18 protein-coding genes are annotated in these 22,208 nt (G+C 52.7%); 13 read left to right on the top strand and 5 right to left on the bottom strand.

What is annotated here, in order from left to right; translation table 11 throughout:
• The first annotated feature begins 436 nt into the window (after positions 1 to 436).
• The 4 genes from VM94_RS28040 to VM94_RS02280 all read left to right on the top strand — a co-directional run bounded on the left by VM94_RS28040 (position 437) and on the right by VM94_RS02280 (position 3,129).
• Positions 437 to 766, top strand: a complete 330-nt coding sequence (locus tag VM94_RS28040; protein WP_138828939.1) for a hypothetical protein — start codon at positions 437 to 439, stop codon at positions 764 to 766.
• Positions 767 to 873: 107 nt separating this feature from the next.
• Positions 874 to 1,038, top strand: a complete 165-nt coding sequence (locus VM94_RS28450; RefSeq protein WP_160309267.1) for a hypothetical protein — start codon at positions 874 to 876, stop codon at positions 1,036 to 1,038.
• Between the two features lie 478 nt (positions 1,039 to 1,516).
• Positions 1,517 to 1,780, top strand: a complete 264-nt coding sequence (locus tag VM94_RS02285) for a helix-turn-helix domain-containing protein (protein ID WP_046681982.1) — start codon at positions 1,517 to 1,519, stop codon at positions 1,778 to 1,780.
• A 2-nt stretch (positions 1,781 to 1,782) separates the two neighbouring features.
• Positions 1,783 to 3,129 (top strand): type II toxin-antitoxin system HipA family toxin, encoded by a 1,347-nt coding sequence (locus VM94_RS02280; RefSeq protein WP_046681981.1) that lies wholly within the window; start codon positions 1,783 to 1,785, stop codon positions 3,127 to 3,129.
• Between the two features lie 136 nt (positions 3,130 to 3,265).
• Here VM94_RS02280 and VM94_RS02275 read toward each other — a convergent pair whose 3' ends face one another.
• Entirely contained in the window at positions 3,266 to 3,946 is a 681-nt protein-coding gene (locus tag VM94_RS02275; protein WP_138828940.1) for a hypothetical protein, read from the bottom strand.
• A gap of 13 nt (positions 3,947 to 3,959) precedes the next feature.
• On the bottom strand, positions 3,960 to 5,201 hold the full coding sequence (locus tag VM94_RS02270; RefSeq protein ID WP_046681979.1) for a site-specific integrase: 1,242 nt from the start codon (positions 5,199 to 5,201) through the stop codon (positions 3,960 to 3,962).
• 927 nt (positions 5,202 to 6,128) lie between these two features.
• Here VM94_RS02270 and VM94_RS02265 point away from each other — a divergent pair.
• Together VM94_RS02265 and VM94_RS28035 are read left to right on the top strand one after the other, a co-directional pair.
• Positions 6,129 to 7,136: a ParM/StbA family protein gene (locus VM94_RS02265; protein WP_035823785.1), complete on the top strand. Its 1,008-nt coding sequence runs from the start codon at positions 6,129 to 6,131 to the stop codon at positions 7,134 to 7,136.
• A 14-nt stretch (positions 7,137 to 7,150) separates the two neighbouring features.
• Positions 7,151 to 7,561, top strand: a complete 411-nt coding sequence (locus tag VM94_RS28035; RefSeq protein ID WP_138828941.1) for a hypothetical protein — start codon at positions 7,151 to 7,153, stop codon at positions 7,559 to 7,561.
• A 66-nt stretch (positions 7,562 to 7,627) separates the two neighbouring features.
• Here the strand turns inward: VM94_RS28035 and VM94_RS27630 are convergent, their stop codons facing one another.
• A complete protein-coding gene (locus tag VM94_RS27630) occupies positions 7,628 to 8,788 on the bottom strand; it encodes a B12-binding domain-containing radical SAM protein (protein WP_200899191.1) in 1,161 nt (386 codons plus the stop codon).
• Between the two features lie 252 nt (positions 8,789 to 9,040).
• On the opposite strand from VM94_RS27630, the gene tmk reads away from it, so the two are divergent.
• Positions 9,041 to 9,682: a dTMP kinase gene (gene tmk, locus VM94_RS02260; RefSeq protein WP_200880300.1), complete on the top strand. Its 642-nt coding sequence runs from the start codon at positions 9,041 to 9,043 to the stop codon at positions 9,680 to 9,682.
• Between the two features lie 67 nt (positions 9,683 to 9,749).
• Positions 9,750 to 12,458 carry a tetratricopeptide repeat protein gene (locus VM94_RS02255; protein WP_046681977.1) on the top strand — a complete coding sequence of 903 codons (2,709 nt, stop codon included), beginning with the start codon at positions 9,750 to 9,752 and terminating at the stop codon, positions 12,456 to 12,458.
• Positions 12,459 to 12,711: 253 nt separating this feature from the next.
• On the opposite strand, the gene VM94_RS02250 is transcribed toward VM94_RS02255, so the two are convergent.
• Complete coding sequence (locus VM94_RS02250) at positions 12,712 to 12,987, bottom strand: hypothetical protein (protein ID WP_035823777.1); 276 nt, start codon at positions 12,985 to 12,987, stop codon at positions 12,712 to 12,714.
• A gap of 1,505 nt (positions 12,988 to 14,492) precedes the next feature.
• On the opposite strand from VM94_RS02250, the gene VM94_RS02245 reads away from it, so the two are divergent.
• From VM94_RS02245 to VM94_RS02225, 5 genes are read left to right on the top strand one after another with little or no spacing between them, the layout of a single operon-like run.
• A complete protein-coding gene (locus tag VM94_RS02245; protein WP_035823774.1) occupies positions 14,493 to 16,442 on the top strand; it encodes a hypothetical protein in 1,950 nt (649 codons plus the stop codon).
• On the top strand, positions 16,439 to 17,554 hold the full coding sequence (locus VM94_RS02240) for a phosphoribosyltransferase-like protein (protein ID WP_138828942.1): 1,116 nt from the start codon (positions 16,439 to 16,441) through the stop codon (positions 17,552 to 17,554). The genes VM94_RS02245 and VM94_RS02240 overlap by 4 nt, the downstream gene beginning before the upstream one ends.
• The gene (locus tag VM94_RS02235; protein ID WP_046681974.1) at positions 17,538 to 19,427 is read left to right on the top strand and encodes an ORC-CDC6 family AAA ATPase; all 1,890 of its coding nucleotides are present in this window, start codon (positions 17,538 to 17,540) and stop codon (positions 19,425 to 19,427) included. The genes VM94_RS02240 and VM94_RS02235 overlap by 17 nt, the downstream gene beginning before the upstream one ends.
• A complete protein-coding gene (locus VM94_RS02230) occupies positions 19,424 to 20,512 on the top strand; it encodes a hypothetical protein (protein WP_035823771.1) in 1,089 nt (362 codons plus the stop codon). Before VM94_RS02235 ends, VM94_RS02230 begins: the two co-directional genes overlap by 4 nt.
• Positions 20,496 to 21,581, top strand: coding sequence for a PfkB family carbohydrate kinase (locus tag VM94_RS02225; protein WP_160309266.1), 1,086 nt, complete (start codon positions 20,496 to 20,498; stop codon positions 21,579 to 21,581). The genes VM94_RS02230 and VM94_RS02225 overlap by 17 nt, the downstream gene beginning before the upstream one ends.
• On the opposite strand, the gene VM94_RS02220 is transcribed toward VM94_RS02225, so the two are convergent.
• On the bottom strand, positions 21,555 to 22,157 hold the full coding sequence (locus VM94_RS02220; protein ID WP_200880299.1) for an NADAR family protein: 603 nt from the start codon (positions 22,155 to 22,157) through the stop codon (positions 21,555 to 21,557). The two genes, VM94_RS02225 and VM94_RS02220, sit on opposite strands and share 27 nt — an antisense overlap.
• Positions 22,158 to 22,208 lie beyond the last annotated feature (51 nt).

The following is a 22,208-nucleotide window of genomic DNA, read 5'->3' as shown; positions in this document are numbered from 1 at the left end:
ACACTTTTTTATAAGGGTACACAACTGGCACTAAATTATGCCCGTTGAATTCATCAAAATACTTAAAGTTTTCGATACATTAGACGCGACGGTGCTTGGATAAATGTGGTTTTCCCAGAATCCATTCCGCCGCAATGACGCTTGCTATACAACGGACTTCCCTTTAATCATAGGTATCGGTACCGGCATCAAGCTAATCCAGGGGGCCTATTCCGACTGACTCAACTCAACGCCTCTGGAAACATCGTTGAACGCGAGTTTAGTGACTATGGACGTGGATCACAAAAAAACATCTATCTACTTGGACAAAAAACCATCGGAATCGACACTCTTCCTCAGAACTTAACTCGACTTGCACAAGGACGAACGGGACTTACGATAACTCTTGTCGCGGTCACATATGCCGCTCAACCAACCCTATTAAGGGAGTTATTTGATGAGTACCGATAAAGTCACAAACCTGACCATTTTTACTACCGACTGGGCCAAAGTAGACCCCCGCTCAGTGAAGGCCTATCTCAATGGAAAAGGCGACGGCAGGGTCCTGTGGTGGAACATCAATCGTTGGCTTCACCAACATTTCAGGCCCAAAGCTTCGCTCGAGAAAATTATGTTTTGCTTCCACTCACGCCATCACACTCTCACCTTGTTGAGCCTGGAATATCGAGCCTACGTCCAAGAGGTGGCAAAGGCAATCCAGTCTGAGGGGGTCGTGGTAGGCATTCGAAGCGCAATTTCCTCAGTCCGTAGTAATCCATTTGTCTGAAGGATCCGTTTGCTCACAACTCGCCTGGGATGAGCACGCCAAGCCATGACCGAGGTTGGCGAAGGCCGGAGATAGTGGTTTCACCCTGAACATCATGAAGACAAAAAATGAACAAACTTATTGAGCATATTAAAAAAGTAGCGATCGACGACATCCGCCTTTTTTTCGAACCGTTCACCATAATGACACGCCTGATTCGCCGCTTGGCCACAGCCATGATTTCTCGTTTCAGACGATCCAAAACAAAGGACGAGAAGGAAGGTGATCAATGAGAAGTAGCGCTTTCTACTTGTTACTTTATTTCCATCCGTTAGTGAAAATGCTCCTCACAATTGTGTGTCGGGTTTTCGGCTTCCTCTCGGTCATCATGCTGATCGCGATATTCTTCAACGACTCATGGGCGGACATTCTTGCGATTGCTGCACTATTCTTTGTAGTGTCGATCAGCGCCTCGATTCTTCAGGCAAGGTACACCAGGCTTCTGCTAAAACTCCAACCGGATGAGACTGAATACATTTTCTACGACTGATTGAACAGCCAAGGCCGACCGTCCCGTGATACTCGGCCCTGGTACCTCACATACCTCGGTGAAACACGAGGAGAATCTGCAGCATCTTCCGGCCAACTGTGCGTTATCTCTTCCCTGCTTTATCTGTCCCTCAGCTATTTCTGACACATCCGTTATTCAGATATCTTGACTTTATCTGCATTTCAGATAATATTGATATATCTGAATAACGGATACCACACATGTCCTTCTCGCCCACCACCCACCGTCTCCTCACGGCATCGCAGCTCGGCCAGTTGCTCGCATCGACCCGCAAACTGCATAAGATCACCCAGGCGACTGTAGGTACGCGTGTCGGCTTGAGCCAGAATCGCATCTCCTACCTGGAGAGTCATCCTGACGAAATCAGTGTCAAGCAGTTACTCAGCTGGTGCTCCGCACTCGAGCTGGAGCTGCAGTTGGGCGAGCGCGATACCTCCGCCGCAAGCAATTCGGCCGAGTGGTAATCATGGGCCGCCGCTCACACAGCCAGACGCTCCATCTTTGGGCAAATGGCGACTATGTAGGACGCTGGACGGTCAAGGCCAACGGCGACTCCGAACTCCAGTACGATGCGTCCTGGCAAAGCTCAAGGCTCGGGCGCCCGATCTCGCTGTCGCTGCCGTTCAATCTACGCAATGAACCGCTCAAGGGTGCCAGTGTTGCAAACTACTTTGAGGGCTTACTGCCGGACAGTGACATCATTCGCAAACGCGTTGCGACCCGGTTCAAGACAGGCTCTCTCGAACCGTTCGACCTGCTCGCGGCTATCGGCCGGGACTGCGTCGGCGCCTTGCAGCTGCTGCCCGAAGGCGGCAGACCGGAAGGACTGGCCCATGTCGATGGCATCGCCCTTAACGAGGAAGACATCGAGCGGCACCTGCTCGAAGTGGTTAGCTCAGAGCGGCACGGCGCCGCAGATGACGCGGACGATGATTTCCGCATTTCGCTGGCTGGCGCGCAAGAAAAAGACGCCTTCTTGTGGTGGGATGGGAAATGGATGAAGCCGCGTGGCGCGACGCCCACAACGCACATCTTCAAGCTTCCGATTGGGATGGTAGGCGGAAAAAAAGCCGATTTCACCACGTCGGTCGATAACGAGTGGCTATGCCTGCGGCTGTTCAAGGAGTACGGGCTGCCTACGGCAAATGCCGAGATTGCGACGTTCGGCGAGCAACGGGTGCTCGTCGTCGAGCGTTTTGACCGCGTGCGATCAAACGATGGCAAGCAGCTGTTCCGGCTGGTTCAGGAGGATTTTTGCCAGGCGACGGGAACATCACCGCTGCTGAAATACGAAAATGACGGTGGACCGGGGTTAAAACAGATGTTTACGCTGCTGCAGCAATCGCAGCAAAGCGCTGCCGACATGCACACGCTGATGGCCTCCCAACTTCTGTTCTGGATGCTGCGCGCACCCGATGGCCACGCCAAGAACTTCAGTATCCAGCTACTGGCGGGCGCCGGCCGGTTCAAGCTGACGCCCATCTATGATGTGATGTCCGGCTATCCTGTGATCGGCCCTGGCCCCAACCAGTGGTCCGAACGCAAACTCAAGATGGCGATGGCGCAACTCGGAAGCAACCGGCATTACCTTGCGCATGGCATACAGCGGCGACACTTCAACAGCACTGCAAAAGCGGTCGGCTATGGCGCGGACGCCGAACCGCTCCTGCTCGATTTCATTGCCCGCACACCCGCAATTGTAGATAAGGTCCGCGGCGAACTGCCTGTGGGGTTCTCGGAAAAGGTGGCCGACAAAATTCTGGGCGGCCTGCTTGATGCCGCAGCCGCCCTTCAACGGATGCCGCCAGCCTGACCAGTGCCTCGCAGACGGCACGGCCGCGCACCGGGCACCGGGCACCGGGCACCGGGCACTAACACGAAAATGGCCAGTATTTTAACCTCGGTTAAACATGAGGAAAATCAGCAGCATCTTCTGGCCAGCTATTCCGTTATTCCTCCTCTAAAATCGCACACGCCTCGAACTGCAGCTCAGCCGGATCAATGCACAACTGGTACCGATCGTGTTCGACAAGGAGGTCATGAAACGAGCCATCCGGGGACTGTGCGACAGCTGCCTTGATCTTCTCTTGAACAATCCGTGTTGCCTCACCCAGCAGATCATGCCAGATGAGTGGAATGAATACATTGGCAAGCCAGGACCTGAGGGCTTCTCCACAGCCATCTTCACTGTAAAACGAAATGACTGACCAGTGCTCATTTCCCTCATCACAGGGGAACCTGGCATCATAGTACGGATGGTTGTGGTACAGCCACATGAAAAGGTCTTCCAGTTGCGCGCTTTGCGGGAACGCCAACAAGAGTTCCGTTGGCATGAACTCAAAACGCAACATCGGGGGGCTCTTGTCATCATCGGGATCACTCGGGTTCGACTCCTCGCTCAGCGTCCCCCAAGGAAAAACATACCCCTGCTTATCAAGGTACTCGTCAAGCATGCTGAGTCCCCATCCATCTTTGGATAAATTGCATACCTGCTTGGCAGTAAAAATAGAATATTTGCCGTGCACAAGCTCTCGTATGAGCTTTGCTGGCATCCCAAGTTGTACAGGACACGCGCTGATCAACAAGTTCATCGCCGCGTCGTTCACTACCATATCTCGATTGGTATTCACTCTACTTCTCCTATTAACAGAACAAAAAATCGTTCAACATTGCTTCAGCGCTGATGCGCAGCGCCAAAGGAGTCTCCAGCCCTGGAGACATCCATTCCACCCCGTGACGCCGGGCATGCTTCGCAAACAACATATGTGCCTGGTCTGCAGTCAAGACCAGGCCCGTGTGAGCCATCATTTCCTGAATAAACCGACAGTCCTCCAACCGCGCGGCGGGAACTTCGGGCAGTGCAACAGCGTCAAGAATCCGAAGTGCTTTCTGAATCGTCACGATCCCTTGATCGCTGTCCGGAAAAAGTGCTGAGGACGACTCGAAGGAACCGATGTACGCACTTGTCACAGACTGCCGGTTGTGTCCCAATGCCTGTGCCACCTTCGCCTTCACGACGCCGCTATCGGCGCCATCCAGCTGCCCTGCACCTCCACCCATCGTGGCTGGGATCATCCCGAGCAGCAACGCATGGTTCTCGGCAAATTGAGCGCGCAATCCATGTCCTGTTATGCCGGCATCGGCTTTGGTGAAGCCGAACGACGTCATCAAGTTCTCGTAGCGGCGGATGTTCTGCTCCAGACTGGCTATCTGGCCCGACCGGGAATACTCCCACCCAAGCGCTTTATTTTTCGACACGCGTGCTTTGACGTAGTCGAGCAAATCGCGCTGCGCGTTTGAAACGATAGGAATATTTCGCCAACGACCGCCTTTACCCATCCCCGGAAAAACCTGCAGGTAATGGCCGTAATCCTGAACGTGTGGATTGCATTTCAAGACCTCTTCGCGCCGCAGTCCAAAGCCCAACTCGAGGCGTAACATCAGACCGAGGCACGGGTCGCGCTCGTCAACCTTGCGGAACGTCTCGACCAAATCAATGCCATGTCCGGACCAGGACTTCGTGGTTCGTGCGGCCGAACGCACTTTCAACAATTCAGGATCTACATCCGGCAGATATTTCTGGACGGCGCCGACCATGCCTGGCTTGCCGAGCATTGCGCAGAAAACGCGTAATCGGGACAGGTCGTTCTGGACGGTTTTGGCTTTCTTTCGCTGGCAATACCACCAGTGCTTGACGAGCACTTCGATGTGCCGTTCGCCGAGGTTCTTCGGATCCTGAATCTTGTAGCCGAGTTCATGCAGCCGCCGAATTGATGCATATAAAACATCTTTCGTCAGTGTCTGGGTGCGTTCGGACGCCACCTTGCCATTGACCCGGCGTGTGCCTGCCAATTTCATGATGTCGTTCACTTTTTGCTGCCACATATTTCCTCCACAAGAACCATCGATACCTCTTATCACCAGACGCGGAAGCGCAGCGGGTTCAGCCGGCGGGGGTAAGGCTCCCGTCTTAAATAAACCGGTTTCGCATCAGCGGGCCTTACTGCCAACCACCGATGCGCCGAGCCCTTGCGGTACTCGGTGTCTCTTCCTGGGAAGAGAATTGAACATTGAGCAGTTTCTCGCTGCGCACTCCCGGAACAGGTCCGGGCTTTGAGGGTGCGCGCCTCCAGTTATGGAAAGACCAGTGAAAGCTGGCGTGACGTTCTCAGGCGCCGTGCTTGACGCACATGCGGCCTGAGGGGTGACTAGCCCGATCACGATGTTTGCAGTTGAAGTATTGGAGGCTGGTGCTCTTCAGAGCGAAGAGCGAATGGAGATATGGCTATAGCGTGGCCGTCCGCCCTAACGACTCAAGCAGGAACGCCGATCTGTGATCGAGTTTTCCCTGCCATTGCGCTGAAAAGCCGATGACGACACATTTTGGGGATCACTCTGTACCTGCCTGTAGAGCCTTGCAGACAAGACTAGACCAGATAAGAGCTGATTTTTTGATGGTGATGAGTGCTCGCGATCGGATGAAAGCGAGCGATGCCAAAAGCCTGGCGTTGCGAAAAGCTGTTCTCTCTCAGTGGACAGAACAACTTGAAAATTAATTTATAAAAATGCCGAAGGCCGACGCTGGGTACTTTATCCAAGCGTGGCTAGCGTGTCAAGAAACATTGTTTGCAGGGCCGCTTGTCTGGATTTCCGCACCTGGTGATAGCTAATGACGGCGCATTTTCGAACCTCGATATTCGACACGGACTGCTTTCTGGTTCCGGTTGCGGCTCATGGTCGCGATAGAAACCTGACTTGCGCACGCCGGCTTGCGCTTTACATTAAATCTTTCACCGACACTTGGAGTTCTAAATGGAAAACATCTCAATCGCAATCGATGGCGGCCACTCAATGTTCAAAATACGCGCAGCCTCGCTGGCATCGCCAGACGAGCGTCATTCGTTTCAGATTCCCACTGTCGTGATCCCAGCGATCACGCTGACGAACGAGCAGACACGACAAAAAGCTGAGCTCGAAACTGTCGAGGTGGATGGCCGCAGGTACTTCTTCGGCGATACCGCGTTGCGGCAAGGCCGCTCAGAAGTGTACACGGGACAAAACGCGGATTGGATCGAGAGTCCCCAGCACGATGCACTGGTGCTGGGCGCATGGCGCAAGGCCATGCAGGCATTCGGCAATCCTTCGGCAAGGGTGCATCTGGTGATGGGCTTACCGGCCAAGTTCGTCGGGTCGCAGCGCGACACGCTGCGCGACCGCATCGTAGCTTTGCTGACCCCACGCCTCCTGCCCGGCCAGACACTCAGGGTGATGGTGCAGAGCCAAGCGGATGCACCGCTGCAGTGGCTCTCGATCCAGAATAACGGTTGCCTCCACCCACAGCGAGATCTCGACAGCGAGGCCTGGGGCGTCATCGAAATCGGCCACTACACAACCGACTTCGCGCTGTGCGATCGCGGTTCCATGATGGAGTACGCGGCCATATCGTGCGCAGGCATGCATTTGGTCTACGACGGCATGTCCAGCGCGCTGGCACAGGCCAAGCTGCCAACGTCACTGGACGTGGTCGATGCGGCAGTGCGCAACGGAAGCATCAAACACTTCGGGCAGCAGGTCGACGTCTCTCCCTTGCTCAATCAAGCGAAAGCAGGCTTCGAAGCCGTCGTCATGGATGAAGCCAACCGCGTATTTGGCCAAAAAGCAGCCGTATTGGACGGCATCATCATTGGTGGTGGAGGTGCTGAAATGCTTCTTTATGGACTCAAACAACGATATCCCAATGCTGTCACCAGCGACGAGCCGCGAATGATGGTCGCGGAAGGCTTCTGCCGCCTCGGCCTGCTGTCACTGTTGCAGTCCTGATCCAGGGATCTGCCATGTCGACACCAACGGATAAGCCCCCGAAAATCGGTACCGAAATCACGGTTCGAATCAGCCTGACTTTTCAGGAGGCTCCGGACGTCCACACGCTGCTGGCGATGACGCCAGTGCGCGAACGAGGCAAGCTCGTGCGCCTGGCATTGGAGCGATACATTGCCGAGATCGGTCACCCAGCAGGTGACGTCGAACAGCAGATCCATGCCATCTCGACATGGCTGAGGTCCCGAAGTGGGCGGGGAGAAGCGACGGTGGTTGCTGCACGTACTTCCGAAGCGACCGGCCTGGTCGAGGCTGTGAGCGCAACCCAAGTTCGCGAAACGGAAAAGCCTGTGCCAGCACTAAGTGAACTGGCCCAGAAAGAGACATCCAGTTGCTCGTCACCCATTGCGAGATGGCTTCATACCTAGGCGGATGATCTGATAGGGCGTGTTCACCCGAAGCGACATAGATCCCTTCTAATCAAACCTTCTCAGTTAGTGCGGGATCTGCGAGCAAACGCGAAACGGCAGCTGAGATGTTTCGCTTGCCGCAACATCGCGGTCAAAGTCCGCGCGAGTGTAATCACGCGGATAATAGGAGAAGCTCTTTAATTGGAAATATGCATCTGCATCCATGTAGCGCCGAGACAATTCTAAGCTTGCGGCCTCAGCCGACTTTGCGTCGAAATCGTGGCTGAGGTGAATCATCGATATCCCACTGTCGTTCGCACTACTTGGGTCAACAGCCACAGCACCACTCCTTGACCATTCATCCAAAAGAATGTTTGCAGTTTTCGGCGGTCCATAGGCCATAACTGGGCCCACCGAAACTCCTGAGATCGAATCCTTATGCTCATCAAGAAACGAACGCGTTTCATCAAGAGTCTTAGTCGTTTCCCCTGCATATAGCAAAACATTGACTTTGGCAGCGATACCATGAGCGTTGCATGCTCGAAGCAAACTGGAGGCGCGTTTTAGATAGCGCTCCGGATCTTGAGATTTGCGCATATTTAGAATTTGTGTCGGCGATGCCGTTTCGAGGCCAAGATCGAGCACCTTCATGCCTGCTTCAGCGAGACAAGCAATCGTTTGAGGCGTGAGTGCATCAACGCGGCTTTCTGTCCGCCATGAGACATGGAGGCCGGCAGCCCGGACTGCATTTGCTAGGCCGGTGCCCCATTTCTCATTAGGGGCGAACATCGACGATTGAAAATAGGGACGGATCTCGCTATCGCCATACTGACTAACAACTGCTGCAAGCGTACTGGCAATCTGCTCTGGCGTACGCAGCTTCTCTAGCCGAATATCACGCTCCTCGCAGAAGGCGCATCCCATACCACACCCTCGTGAAGCCTCAATGCTTGGTTGATAGCGTTTGAAGCCAGATACCAATGGATGATTCAGGACGTCATCTGGTGTCGGCGCAGGCAGACGCCGCAAGACCGGTGTGCTCGTGAGCAGACTTGCTATCACCGGTTCTGCCAGCCCTGGTACAAGCAAGTTCGCCTCGGGCAGTTTGGCACGCAACCAATCAGAATCTGGACCAACTACCCACCGTCCGCCGACAATGATCTTGGCATCCGGATCCACGCTGCGCACTAACTGACAAAAGGTCTGCGCCCACGGAAGGGCATAGAAGCTAGGAATCGACAGCATCACCGGCAACCGAGATGGGAGTATGCCTTTCTCGAGCAGTGTGGCTAGTACGTCGGAGGGTTCCCTATGCTCCCCATGAATCAGTAAGGTTTCGGTCCCCATTGAATCTAGGATTGTAGCAAGCGACAATGCGCCATAATTAAGATAGAGTTGCCGGCGCGCGAGCATATGATCGCGCTTCTTGGGTGATAACATGCCGGCGGATACGAATGCAACTATATTTGAGCGCTTCATTAATTAAGATACCATCGTTTGCTTGAATTTTTAGAAAGAAGGATAAACGTGCCATTTATAAGTATCGAGGGTATTGACGGTAGTGGGAAGACAAATCAGGTGAGACTGCTTGTTGAACGCTTAAAAAGTGCAGGACAGGCTGTATTGCAGACAAAGGAACCGGATGGGGGCCATTTGGGTGCGGAGGTGCGAGCGATATTGACTTGCACAGATAGACAACTCGCTCCGGCAGAGCAGCTCTTGTTGGTAAGCGCAGCTCGATTTGATCATGTGCGAAGTGTTATCAGGCCGGCATTGACGAATGGCAAATGGGTTATCTCTGATCGCTTCATCGACTCAACTTACGCGTTTCAGGTCGCGGTATCCGACGCCGACCTCCACCAGCTATTTCAGTCGACTCGCGAGATCGTTGTGGGTACGACGCTCCCAGATTTGACGATCATCCTCGACCTTCCGCTCGATGTCGCACTTAGCCGGAGGGTACTGCGCCGCGATGGTGTTCTCGACCCGGCGGAAGCGACGCGAGATTTTGCATCAATTCGCGAGGCACTACTTACGGTGGCACGCGAGGATAAAAAGCGCTGCCATGTTGTCAATGCGAATCAAACGCTGGACGCGGTGGCGCAGGATATCTGGTGCATCGTTCAACGCTTGCTATGACTCGCAGTTGCGAATAGACAAGCGGAAATCGCAAATAGCCAAAAAATATTAAAACCGGAGCCTTTACATGAACCCGCAGACCCGAAGCTTGCTTACCCAGCGCGTGATCGACTCGCTCGCGATTATGGGCCCTGGTTCGATCTTCGAACGGTTTGGAGTCGTGTTTGTTGAGCGGCTATGTGATGTGAGACTTGTGCAGCGAGGGTCATCGGTTGGGGGCAGTCCTGTCGGCGGCGCGCTAGATGCAGTCTCGGAAGATGGTCGTGTCGTGGCCGAAGCTTCTATAATGAAAGGATATTTCTCCGGTTTGATGTCCAAGCCGTGGGGCGATCTGGATCACACCCTCAAGTTGGCGCCGCTCGCCCAAGACATCTATCTGCTAAGTTCTCAACGCGCGGAAACCGGCGTAATAGAGGCGATGACTAACACCGCCTTGCAGCAGGGACGGATGGCCGGCCGGAGGCTCCATCTCATGGACAGCCGGTCTATCGCAGAGGCGACCATTGATACGCTGATGCTTTATGACGACGCGATCGACGACCTGGCCCAGCATCTACCCGTCTTGGCCGAAATTCGCGATGATCACCCAGCGTCACTAAATGCTCCGCCGCTGAGCGCGCTTTATGTTAAAAACGAGGCGGTTGACACAGAACTGGACCGGTGGCTTGAGAGCAAAGCTTGTGTAGAGATTGTCGGAATTGGTGGTATCGGTAAGTCTCAGGCAGCTGCTGCTTGCCTGCTGCGTAACGAGGCCAACTTTCATTACAGATTCTGGGTAAATGGTCGAGACATCAACGGCATCGAGCAGCTTGCGTCAGTACCGGTCCGACGGGGTGGTGCCGAGCGCAATGTCAGTGCCCTATTACGCAGAAATCGCACGTTTTTGGTTGTGGACGACGCAAGTCCAGGCCTCTCCGTCGACCAACTTGCCAATTTGTGCGGACCAAATTCACGAATACTGATCACACGACAGAATTCTTCATTCGGAGCCTTCGCCATGCCTACAATGGACGCTCAACAAGCCTACACATTACTCAATAGAGGCCTCGATAAGCCGGTGTCCCAAAACGCGTTTCAAACGATCTGGCGCGCTATTGGAGGGCACCCGATGAGCTTGGCGTTGCTTAATACCGCTGCTCGCCAGGGCGTGTCGTGGAGCGACCTTGCCGAGGACTGCGCCAATGTCGCCAAAATGCCAGTTGACGGAGCAACGCTCGCTGACCGTATTCTCGGGCGGCTGAAACCAGCGCTTGAGGAGGAACTGTGCCTGTTCCAGTGGGCTGGCCAGAGCCATTGCGATCGCGCTTTCTTCAAGCATGTCGTTGGATTGATGCGTTTGAGATCCTTCGAACAATATGGTCTAACTGCACCTGAAAGCGCTGCGTCAATTCGCATTCACGATATCGTCTTTACCGCCCTGAAATCGTTGAATTGGCTGACAACCGAGAAAGCGCGAGAGATCGACGATCGACTTGCAGCGTTCATTATCCAGCAGATTCGCGGGAACGGACACGGCCTACAACTGATAGCATCGCAACTGAGAGGGAAAATCGTCAGGAATGTCGAAAATGGTGATAGACGCGCAGCTTTTCTATACGTCTTGTCGATGGTCTGGATGGGTAGCGCCATTCCGACCCATCTGTTACCAGATCCACAAGAAGAGGCCCAGCGGCTCAAGTCGCTGGGCGCTGTCGACAACGACGTGGCCATATTAGTCGTCCTTAAGTCGATCGAAGCGATCGGACGCAGTCTTCGACATGCATCAGGACCTGACGCTGTCATTGCATGGCTACCGACAATCCTTGGAGTATATGACGACCTTGCGGCTATGATAGGCCTCAGTCCCCGGCAGGCCGCCGAGATCAAGCATCATCGTGCTAAGGCGCACAGCACCTTGGGAGAATATACCGAAGCCGAGCGCTTGTTTGAGGAAGTTGTCGCAACCTATCCGTTGAACAAGGCCAAACTTCAGCTAGTCCGCTCTTTCAGTCGCAAGCCGAGAGACCACCAGAAGGCAAAGCAATATGCATCAGAGATCATCGCGGCGAAGCTGGGCGGCAGCAGCATCTCTCCGTCCTTGATGATGGCATTGGGCGATGCCCTCAATGGTGCACGTGCGTCCTGGGCAGGCGAACTCATCGCACAGCATGAGGAACTGTTTCTGTCAGAAGCACTGTACAGTGCCGCCATCGGTATACCGCAAGGCTATCACTCGGTCGCGAACTTCGTCCGCGCGCTGATTTGGTATGCACCGGATCGGGTAGAGGGGGTGCTAGCGCGTCTGCCCGATCCGTCGCCGTGGATGCTAGACGACGATCAAAGCCGCGGTGGCTACGCGGAGATCATGCTACTTGCATCAGACGTCTGCGACGAATCCTTTTATCTGAACCGTGCGCTTGATGCTTATGAGACCCTGAAAGTGCCGGACCACTATCAGAAGCGAAAATGGGGCGAAGCGCTTTACAAGCTTGGTCGCTACCAGGAGGCAGAGACCATATTTGAGACGATTGAAGACAAGAGCGGCCGGATATGGTTGGCTCATAATCTGTCGCAAGTGAAATTCAAGTTGGGCAAGTTCATGGAAGCTCTTAATCTAGTTAACGAGTCCGTAACGGGAGCGACGGGCGTGAACGAAAAATACCGCAGCAGCTTCCTTCTGCAGCGCGTCAAGGTAAAGATCGCGCTATGTCAGGATCCCACAGGCGATATCGCCGAGGGCCGTAGATACACAACCAACCCCGGCCTTCTCGAACAGTTTTCTATTATGGTGCAATGATTTCGGACTCCAACTTTGTAGTGCTCAAGTAAGCTCGGACACGACGATAGTTTTTTTCTGCATGTTCCGCTTGTAGCTGGATGGCGGCATCGCCACCAATGAGTCCTTTAACTCCAACGGATGCTGGCGATAATGGCCACGTTTACTTGGGAGAAGGAAGGCTGTTTATTTGCTCTCAGAATTGACACACTCTGTTTGACCAGCCTTCCACTGCCTGGCAATTTTCACCAACATGTATTTTTTCTCGACCTAATTAATATTCGTCGTCGCGCTCTTCGGAATCAAAAATGCCAAGCTCGACTTGCATCGTCCGCGAACCTGGTGCCAAGCCTATTACCTTAGCCAGCAACTCTTTCGGTGCATCCCGATGGAAGTTCAATATGTAGCAGTAGATCAGTCCATCAGCACTTTCGTTTGTGTCGATGTCAGGTTCGAGCGTATCGAGTTCTTCAGCAGTCAAACCCAAATGTTCGGCCAAGCGCAGATTGCGCTCTTCCTCATAACGTTCTTCCAATTGTCGGCTGCTCATTTTTTTCTCCGTTTAAATTAAGCTGGCATCCGGCCCGCATCGGGCGCCGCAAAGCGCATTTTCTTAGCCGCCATTACAGGCAAGCAATGTCCAACTTGCGGTGATGGGCCACGCGGCGCTGTCAACTATGCCACCAATATAACTAGCTGGTTGAGAAGGGCCTAGCACTGAGAGTGCTGCAGGGTATTCCCAGATAGCCGACGATGCGAGCTATCACTTGTGAATTACGCTTTGACTTTTTCGCCGCAACTTCCCCTTTCTAATCGCTATCTCCTTATCCCGTGCCGAGGTATACAGTTCGCGGTCTAAGGACTCTTCCACGTCGATACCGCGCTTAGCAACAATCTGACTTATGACTTCCAATGCAGGTAATAAAATCGTATTTGGTGTTAGCACGACCTGTCGAGGAATCATTGCGAATTCTCCGAGTCCATAGCCAAATAGACTGATCGAAAGTAAGCTGTATAGGAGCGCTCATTTTTATAACTCCTGCTGCGCCAGCTACTTCCTAGGCGTAAAAACACCCTCACTGCGATTTTAACCCGATCGTACTGGGTCAGCACGCTCGTGGCCTGTAGGCTTTTCTCGGCGTCATCAGCATGAAATATCGAGGCGCTGCTCGGCTGCAGTACAGTTTATTGCGAACTTGATAGTGTAGTCCTCTTTAGGATTGAAAACGATGAAAAACAAAAAATCTACTCCGTTATATAGTGCGGTTATGAACTCGTCAGTTTTTTTCGCTTAGTATTTTTTACTTTCTTGCATACCAAAAAATTGTACTGGCGAATCTTATTCGCTTTCCCCTAGGCATTCCTCTTCGGTGCCGCGCGCCCCGTAACTAACGATGCAATCACAATTCACGAAAGAAAAATGACGAAGCTGCTCTGTTACGTCGGAATAAAATATTAAGTAAGACATATTTAAAATCAATGACTTAATATTTTCATCTACTGTTCGGCATCTATCTACGTTCTCGAATTAAGGCCAGCACGAAAACCATTTCAACAGCTAATTCCAGTATATTCTTGAATAGATTTTCATTGATGCCGTCGCCTGATTAAAATCGGAAACCAATGTGAGGTGTCCGCTAGCCAGAGGATCGTTCTTCGAATTTCATAGCAGCCACTATCAACATGCCAGAGCCCGTCGTACAGCATATGGACACAACGTGGCGGAGTTTCGGGGAGAGCTTGCATGATCATAAAATTGAACGCATCTGATCGCGACAGTCATTATCGGGAGCGCTCAAAGCGAGCATTGGGCACCGAGCTGGGATTGGATATGTAGACCATGTAGCGAATAGCGTCCAACGTTTCCCTCACATGCTCGACTGTAAGTGAGGTAGATTCTATGATATTTTCACCTCGAAGCAGCGCTTGAAAAGAAGAAATACGGGTGATATTGTTAAAATAAGTGAAAAATATAGCAACGACTTCTAAGATTAGGTCATAATGCCTTGGGGCAAAAACAATTCATACTGCAATTACCATTATTGGCGAATACCGATGGGACGTCCTTTTAGTGAAGAAATTGAACACCTTCCTGAGTCGATTACTTGGGCGGCATCCTTACAGATCGACAAGCTAAAACGCGCGGTAGCGACCTCGGCTGGCTCTAACTTGCTCGTGGTCGGCTCTGGAGGCTCTTCAACCGCGGCGGCTTTCATGTCGACGCTGCATGAGCGCTGCTTTGGTGAAGTCTCCCGCGCGCTCACACCTCTGGAGTATTCAACGCTTCCCTTCGGCTTGCGTAACACCTTCGCTGTCTTGTTGTCAGCCGAGGGCAAGAATAAGGATATCTTAGCCGTCGCGTCGCACATCGCCGTCAGTGGAATGGCCGGAATCGCGGTCACGCTCACAGAGTCCAACCCGCTCATCGCCAAGTGCGTCGAGAACGGCGCCCCAACACCGTTCGCTTTCGATATGCCTTGGGCCAAAGACGGCTATCTGGCTACGAATAGCCTGATCGCCATGATGGTGGTCATTGCCAGGGCTTATGCCACCGAGGATACGGCGTTAAATAACACGTTGCTTGGTCTAGATGCTTCTTGGCTCGCGCGGCGCCGTCAATTCTACAGACAAGAATTCACGCTTCGCAATTTGAGTTCTGCCGGCCAAGTCATCGTGCTATACGGCGAGCGCGGAAAAATGGCCGCTATTGATATCGAATCCAAACTGGCTGAGTCCGCGTTGGGCTTTTGCCAGCAAGTAGATTATCGACAGTTTGCTCACGGTCGCCATCTTCAGCTTAAATCCGCCGATAATCCTCCTCTCGTCGTCGCCCTGGTCTCGCCTTGTGATTCGTTGTTGGCCGAATCGACCCTGCAGCTCATACCTGGGCATGTCGAGGTGCTCAAAATTGAGCTGCCGGCCGATCCCGCGTTCGCGGAAATCGTCGGCGTAGTCGAGGCGATGCTTCTGACGGAAGCGATCGCGGAACATTACCAGATTGATCCTGGCCAGCCAGATGTCCCAGAGTTTGGTCGACGGATCCACTCGATCGATTTTTCCACCATGGTCAATTCTGCCGAGTGCACTCTACCGGTATATTTTCACAGAAAACTACCTTGGCTCGTTGCTGGTAAATCGGTGCCTGAGCAATTGACCATCTCACTTGACAGCTTCCTGTCGCGGCTAGAGGTAGCCAGATTTAAGGCGGTGGTATGTGACTTTGATGGAACGTATTGCGATACGCATTTACGGTACGATGGCTTAGATGCCCGACTTGTAGAGCCATTGGAGAGACTACTTGGGGCCGGCGTGACGATCGGGTTCGCGACAGGCCGCGGCGATTCCTTGCAGACCGACCTGCGCAAGAAAATTTCGCCCAAATACTGGTCAAAGATCTTAATCGGCTATTACAGCGGTTCAGAGATCAAAACCCTTAAGGAGCAATTCTCGCCCCCCGACCCCGACCACAGGTTCGTTGCTCTGGAGCGTTGGCTGCGCGCGACCGGGGCCATTCCTGATGACGTTACTCCAAAGGCCCATGGTGGGCAGTTCGGCCTTTCCTGCCCAAGCGTGCAAGTACGTAACGACGTCTTGTCTGCGGTAAATCACTGGATCGATTCGAGCAACTCGACCGGGTGGCGAGTATTCGGATCGGCGCACTCTATCGACGTGGTTACGGAATCGATCGGCAAGGAAAAAGTCATCAATGCCGTCTCCGATTTTGTAGGCTGCAGCGCATTTGAGGTTTTATGCATTGGCGATTCTGGACAATTCACAGGCAACGATTTCGAGCTGCTGAGCGCCCCCTTCGGCTTGAGTGTCGATAAGGTGTCTTTACTCCCCGACGTGTGCTGGAACCTGCTGCCACGTGGGAAAGGCAGCGCATCCGGAACCCTGTACTACCTTTCCCAGCTGGATATAGCAGATGGCATCTCTAAGTTCAGGCCAGATTTTTTTGAAGCCATCAGATCAGATTTACGTTTGAACGCTGGGGGGGGCAAGTGAAACTACAATTGGCTATGAAGGTTCTTGCCGATCTCATGTCGTGGGACGACGAGCGCCTCACTGCAGAGCTTCCTTGGCTCCGTCTGATGGTTAACTACAAATATGACCACTATCACGGTTACGGCCCAGGCGCGCGGTTTTGCGTCAATCTCATTTATTGGCTGAGCCAATTCAGCACGAAAAAGGAACGCGAAACTGCTTTCAAATTCGTCAGGACCAAGCTCATCTACATCAGCTCGCGCGAGATGCTTCATCTCGTTGGATTGTCGATGGCTGAGATAAGGCGATCGATGCGGCGCTCTGTCGCCCAGGCGATGAACATACCGGTGCATAAAACGTGGGACAACAAGGAATGCACCGCTCGACTTTACCAATTGCATATGCGCACGCTGTACGTTGCGCTTAGCGATGGTGCGAAGATTGATTCCTTCCGGCGACTCAACGAAGGCGCGGTCTCTAACGAGCAGATCGTAGCTTCGCCTGAGATATCAGAGAAGAAGTGGCGCGGGTTAATCAAAGATCTACGCAAACGGCTTGATGAAAATGGGTTGAAAGATGTCAATGCGCAGTTCGAGCGTATTTGCCTGATTGATGACTTCACCGCCTCCGGCTCGACGCTGATTCGGCAGGACGAAGGTGGATGGGCAGGGAAGATACCTCGATTTTGCGAGCAAAAATTTCCTGATGACTTTAACCCATTTACGCCAGATTGCATCATTCACGCGCATCACTATATCGCGACCGAAAAGGCCACGCAGACTGTTTTCGATGCAGTTGCTTTGTTCGCCGTTCAGCAGAAAGTATTGATCGAACTTACATTCTCTACTGTGTTTGAAAAGCATGTTGTTCTCACTGAGGACGACGAGGACACCGATCTCGTCGCGTTAATTAAGAAGTGCTATGACAGGGGAATCGAGGATAAGCACACCGGAGAGGGCATCTGGTTCGGATACAAGCAGTGTGGGCTGCCACTTGTTCTCGACCATAACACGCCTAACAATTCGATAGCATTACTCTGGGCCGCTACAGATCCCAAAAACCAGAGAGGTGTAAAAATGAGCCCATTATTTCCCCGCATAAAGCGACATTCAGAGCATGGACAATCCATTTAAAAAGCGCGCGACCGAGTTCATCGATGAGCCGGCGGCCCTGATTTCACTGGTCAGCCACGAGCCTCTCAAAATTTTCTTCGATGATCATGCCGGCGACGCGATCTTTGAAAAACTCGTCACGATCATTGGCACGCCTGGCAGTGGGAAGACTACCATTGCGCGACTCATCGAACTCGATACCTTAATGACATTGATGCGCTCGGCAGGGGACAGTGAGGTACGAGATCTTATCTCAACGCTAAATGACGCCCGGATTATTCAAGAGCTGCAGCCCAATATCTTGGCATACCGAATCCCGGTTGGGTCGAACTTAAGAGACATATGGGAACTTCCCTATTCTGATGCCATCAAATCGTCGCTTCTCCGTTCTTTTTTACAGGCCAAGGGCGTCCTCGGCTGGCTTCGGAAATTGGAAAAAGAAGAGGTTCCTGTTCGCTCTATAAAAATAGATGTCAAAGAAAATATGCAAACTGAGGCGAATATTATTTTCGCCGATAACATCGAAAAATTCTTGGACTTCGCGCGTGGCGTCGAAGAGCAGATTTTCCGCATCATCACGGCCTTGGTACCGCCTTCGGAAGATAAGCTCGCCACTTTGACGAACAATCTGAGGTACAACGCGTTTGATGTCATTGAGACGATATCGGCGCCGCTCTTCGCAGGCAAGCCGCCGGTGAAGCTCAAGCCTTTAATAATCTTGGACGACGCGCATGAATTGCATCAGCAGCAGTTCGCGGATGTGAACAACTGGTTGCGCGGCCGGGAGTTGCGTGTCGCCCGGTGGTTAATGACGCGTGTAGATGCGATCAGTACTGAAAAATTACGAGCGGCCTTAAGTGCGGCCCAAGAAGAAGAAAAGCCAGGAACCACCAAGGGACGTGATGAGATCATCGCCTTGCTTCAACGGACTGGTGGCCGGACCGCGTTTAAAAAAATTGCGAACGACATTTCCCGTCGATACATTGCCCAAATGTCGTCTTTCAGGAGAAAGCCCGGCACGACTCTGGAGACGTTCCTTGATGCGCGTCCAACACCACTGACGGACAATCAGCTCGCCGAGCTCACTCAGTCCGTTGAAAAACTGATCAGCGACAATAAATTCTCGCCACAGCAAATGGGCATCATTGAAAGCTCTATTCCCAAGACCGTCACCGCCGATCAGCGTCTTATGTTGACGCGAATATTGATTAGCAGGGAACGTAAACGAGTACCCCAAACGCAGCTTTTCTTCGACGATCAAAACGACAATGAAGAAGCGGAGGATGATCTGCTCAACGTGAAGCCGTCTCTTGTCACCGGCGCTGATATCCAGCTTATGCACGATTATGGAAGGCCATTCTATTACGGGCTAGATCGCCTAAGCGATGCTAGCGACGACAACATCGAGCAGTTCATCAACCTTGCTGGCGCCTTAATCAATCAGATCGAAACAAAGGTCATACGGGGGCGCACGGCTCAACTGGACGCCCGCACGCAGCACAACGCGCTCACAGAACGTGCCGTAAAGACCATGAAGGAATGGGATTTTCCTCGAAGCCACTTGGTCAAAAAAATGATCGCGTTCATCGCCAAGAAATGTGTCAACAAGACGCTGGCGGCTAACGCGCCGCTTGACGATGGTGCTAACGCCTACGGTGTGCCGCAGTCCGAGATGGAGCATCTAGAGCGCACATACCCAGTACTGCGCCAGGTTTTGCATTATGGGCTTGCTTATAACGCTATATCGCTGCGCGAAAACTACCAGTGTAAGCGCAAGGTCTGGTGCCTAATCAAGCTCGGTGGTCTTCCCATCATCGAGCACAAATTAACCTTCAGTAAAGGTGGCTTTTGCGAAGGTCACTTGGTCGATCTCGCTGAAAGTATTGTCGAATGAACCGATTTTCGTCTAAATATTGCATTAACAACCGTGGTGAGGATGCCGTTCAGTTCGTGAGCGATCACGTGGCCAACTCCGACAGCGTGTTGTTCATTGGAACTGTTGGAATTCAGGGTAGCAGCTTATACTTCGCCCACTTGTTAGCCAAGGCAAAAAATGTCACGTTTAAATTTATTACAGAGTGCCGTCCAGCGGTATCTCCTGACCTAGAAAATCTGGGGAGTTTGCATAAGGCAGAGTTAGAAAGAATGCTCCCAAACGGCAAACTGGAGTTCATTGATGTCGAGATAATTTCGGGGGACGGCGCCACTGTCGCCGGCCGTAATGCGACCAAGGCGGCGCAGCCTTGGCTTAGCCAGCAATACAAGGATATCGTCATCGACGCTACCGGCATGTCGCGTGGTACATGCTTCCCCATCGTGCGCCAAGCCATGGAACTGCACAAAGAAAGCACGACGAATATCCACTTGCTGATGGCCTCTAGCGATCAGCCTGCGGTGAAACTCAAAAGCGAGTCTAATAGTCACGCAGATTGGATGCATGGCTTCCAGGAGGATATGGAAACTTACATCATGCGCGATGCACTGACGCTCTGGGTACCCCAGTTGACGGAAGACTCTCTGCCGTCGATGAATTCGATGTTCAGTGCGCTGATGCCACTGGCGGAGGTATGTCCAATCGTCCCGTTTCCATCGGCCAGGCCAAGACGTGGAGATGAGCTCCTGTTGGAGTACTTCGATGCGTTTGAATCGCAATGGGACGCCACTGCACAGAACGTGATTTACGCGCACGAAGCCGATCCCATGGATGTGTTCAGATCGATTAGCCGCATGCATGATGCGCGGCTCAAGGTTTTCCCTGACAAAAGTCAGTCGGTGACGGTGCTCTCCCCAGCGGGATGGCGACTCGGTAGCCTAGGCATGTTGCTCGCAGCGATCGATTTGAGCCTGCCAGTCTTGTATGTCGAGACGATAGGATATACTACGGATTCGAAGATCCCTGAGAGCGTGACAATTCCCGCTCCGTCGAAACTTTGGCATGTTTGGCTTGCTGGAGTCGCCTACGATGAAATCACCTGTTAGTTTTGCCCATATTTCCTCGCGCCGGCGTGTTGTCGGATCGGGCCTCATAGCGCTGGACGTCCTGCTGAATGAACATAAAAGCACGGTCTCCTCGGCGCTAGGTGGCTCTGCGGGGAACGTCCTGGCAATTCTCGCCCACATGGGGTGGAATAGTGTGCCTGTGGCAAAGGTGGGCACAGATTCGGCGGCAAAGCGCATCCGTGACGAGTTCGAGGCGCTCAATGCAGATGTGCAGTTTCTGGTTGAAGAGGGTCACTTTTGCACGCCTGTCGTTTTTCAATTGCCTGGCGATGCAGAGAAAACACATCGTTTCACCTTTGCCTGCCCTCACTGCGGCCGCAAGAGACATTTTTCCTACGCGCTGGATGATTACCTTGGGGCGCCCGTCCTATCTGCGATCGAGAGCTCCGATGTTTATTATTTTGACCGGGTGACGCCGCTATCATTGAGGCTCGCCGAGGACTACCGTGCGCGAGGTGCAATGGTTGTATTCGAGCCGTCGACGATCGGAAGCGATCATGCATCGTTTGGGCGCGCGCTAAAAGCCGCGCACATGATCAAATACGCCGATGATCGTATCGAGGATCTGCGAACCTTTGACTTAAGTAGCGTGGCCATTGAAATTCAGACGTCGGGCAAGGATGGGCTCAAGTTCCGTTCGCCATCGTCGGGTGATAATTGGGTTTATCTGGCAGCTTATCGCGCGCAGCATGTCGCCGATACTTCTGGATCGGGCGACTGGTGTACTGCAGGAATGCTGTATTCACTGTTCTCCGACAGGGACGCTGGCTCGACCGGTGACCTCACGAATCACGATTTGTCGAAAGCACTGCGTTTTGGACAGGCGCTCGCTGCGCTTAATTGCAGCTACGCCGGAGCACGCGGGCTCGCGCAGCAGCAAGGCCTTGATGTGATTCTCGAAATGGCCAGTGCTGTTCAGGGCATGACCAAAGTTCACTTCTGGCGCGCAGAGCGCCAGTTACGAATGGACACCTCTATTGAAAAGCACCACTTAGCAATAGAGGATCGTGCTTATCAGAGACTATGCTGCGAGGGCCTCGCGTTCTGATTTCTTTCGCGTAGTTTTCTTCTTCGGTTTCTCTGCTTTTGCCTGCTTAGCGTGCAGTTCTTCTCGTACTTCCATCAGAAGCTTTCCAAGCATGTTTTTTCCGACGCCGTTGACCTCGCCCCAGAGCCGATTAACCGCGTTGTCCACGGTCGCGCTTTCTACGAGCCGTGCATCTCCAGTGGAGAGCAACAAGTCATAAAGGTCCTGATGCTGGGTAAATTTAGCCATTAAGACATTTTTCATGCGCTCAAATTTTATCTTAGACCAGTTTGGGCTCACATCCCAGACGTATAGACCGTGCGCAGCCATGGCCAGTAATGCCGGCGATGGCGCCGCCATCAGCCACTCTTTGACAGCCGGCTTACGTGCCTTTCCCGCCTGATAGGCATGCTCCGAAGTGGCAAAATCTTCACCCTCAAAAGTTACTGGGCGCCGAAAGAGATTGCTAAAAGCGCCATATGGTTTCTCGCTTGCTCGGTAGAATCGGATCTCGTCCATTTTTTCTTCCTTAGGCACTGTTTTACTCATTTGCCACACCTCGATTTTGATTTGAGTTCGTATTATCTGATACGTCATGTCACCAATTCTCCACAATTTTCCACACGACCTCGCGCGAAAGCATCGGGA

Origin of the sequence: Janthinobacterium sp. KBS0711 (genome assembly GCF_000988085.1) — a bacterium.
GTDB classification, from domain to species: domain Bacteria; phylum Pseudomonadota; class Gammaproteobacteria; order Burkholderiales; family Burkholderiaceae_D; genus Janthinobacterium; species Janthinobacterium lividum_E.
The sequence above is the reverse complement of the archived record's forward strand: the minus strand, read 5'-3'. Positions and strand labels throughout refer to the sequence as shown.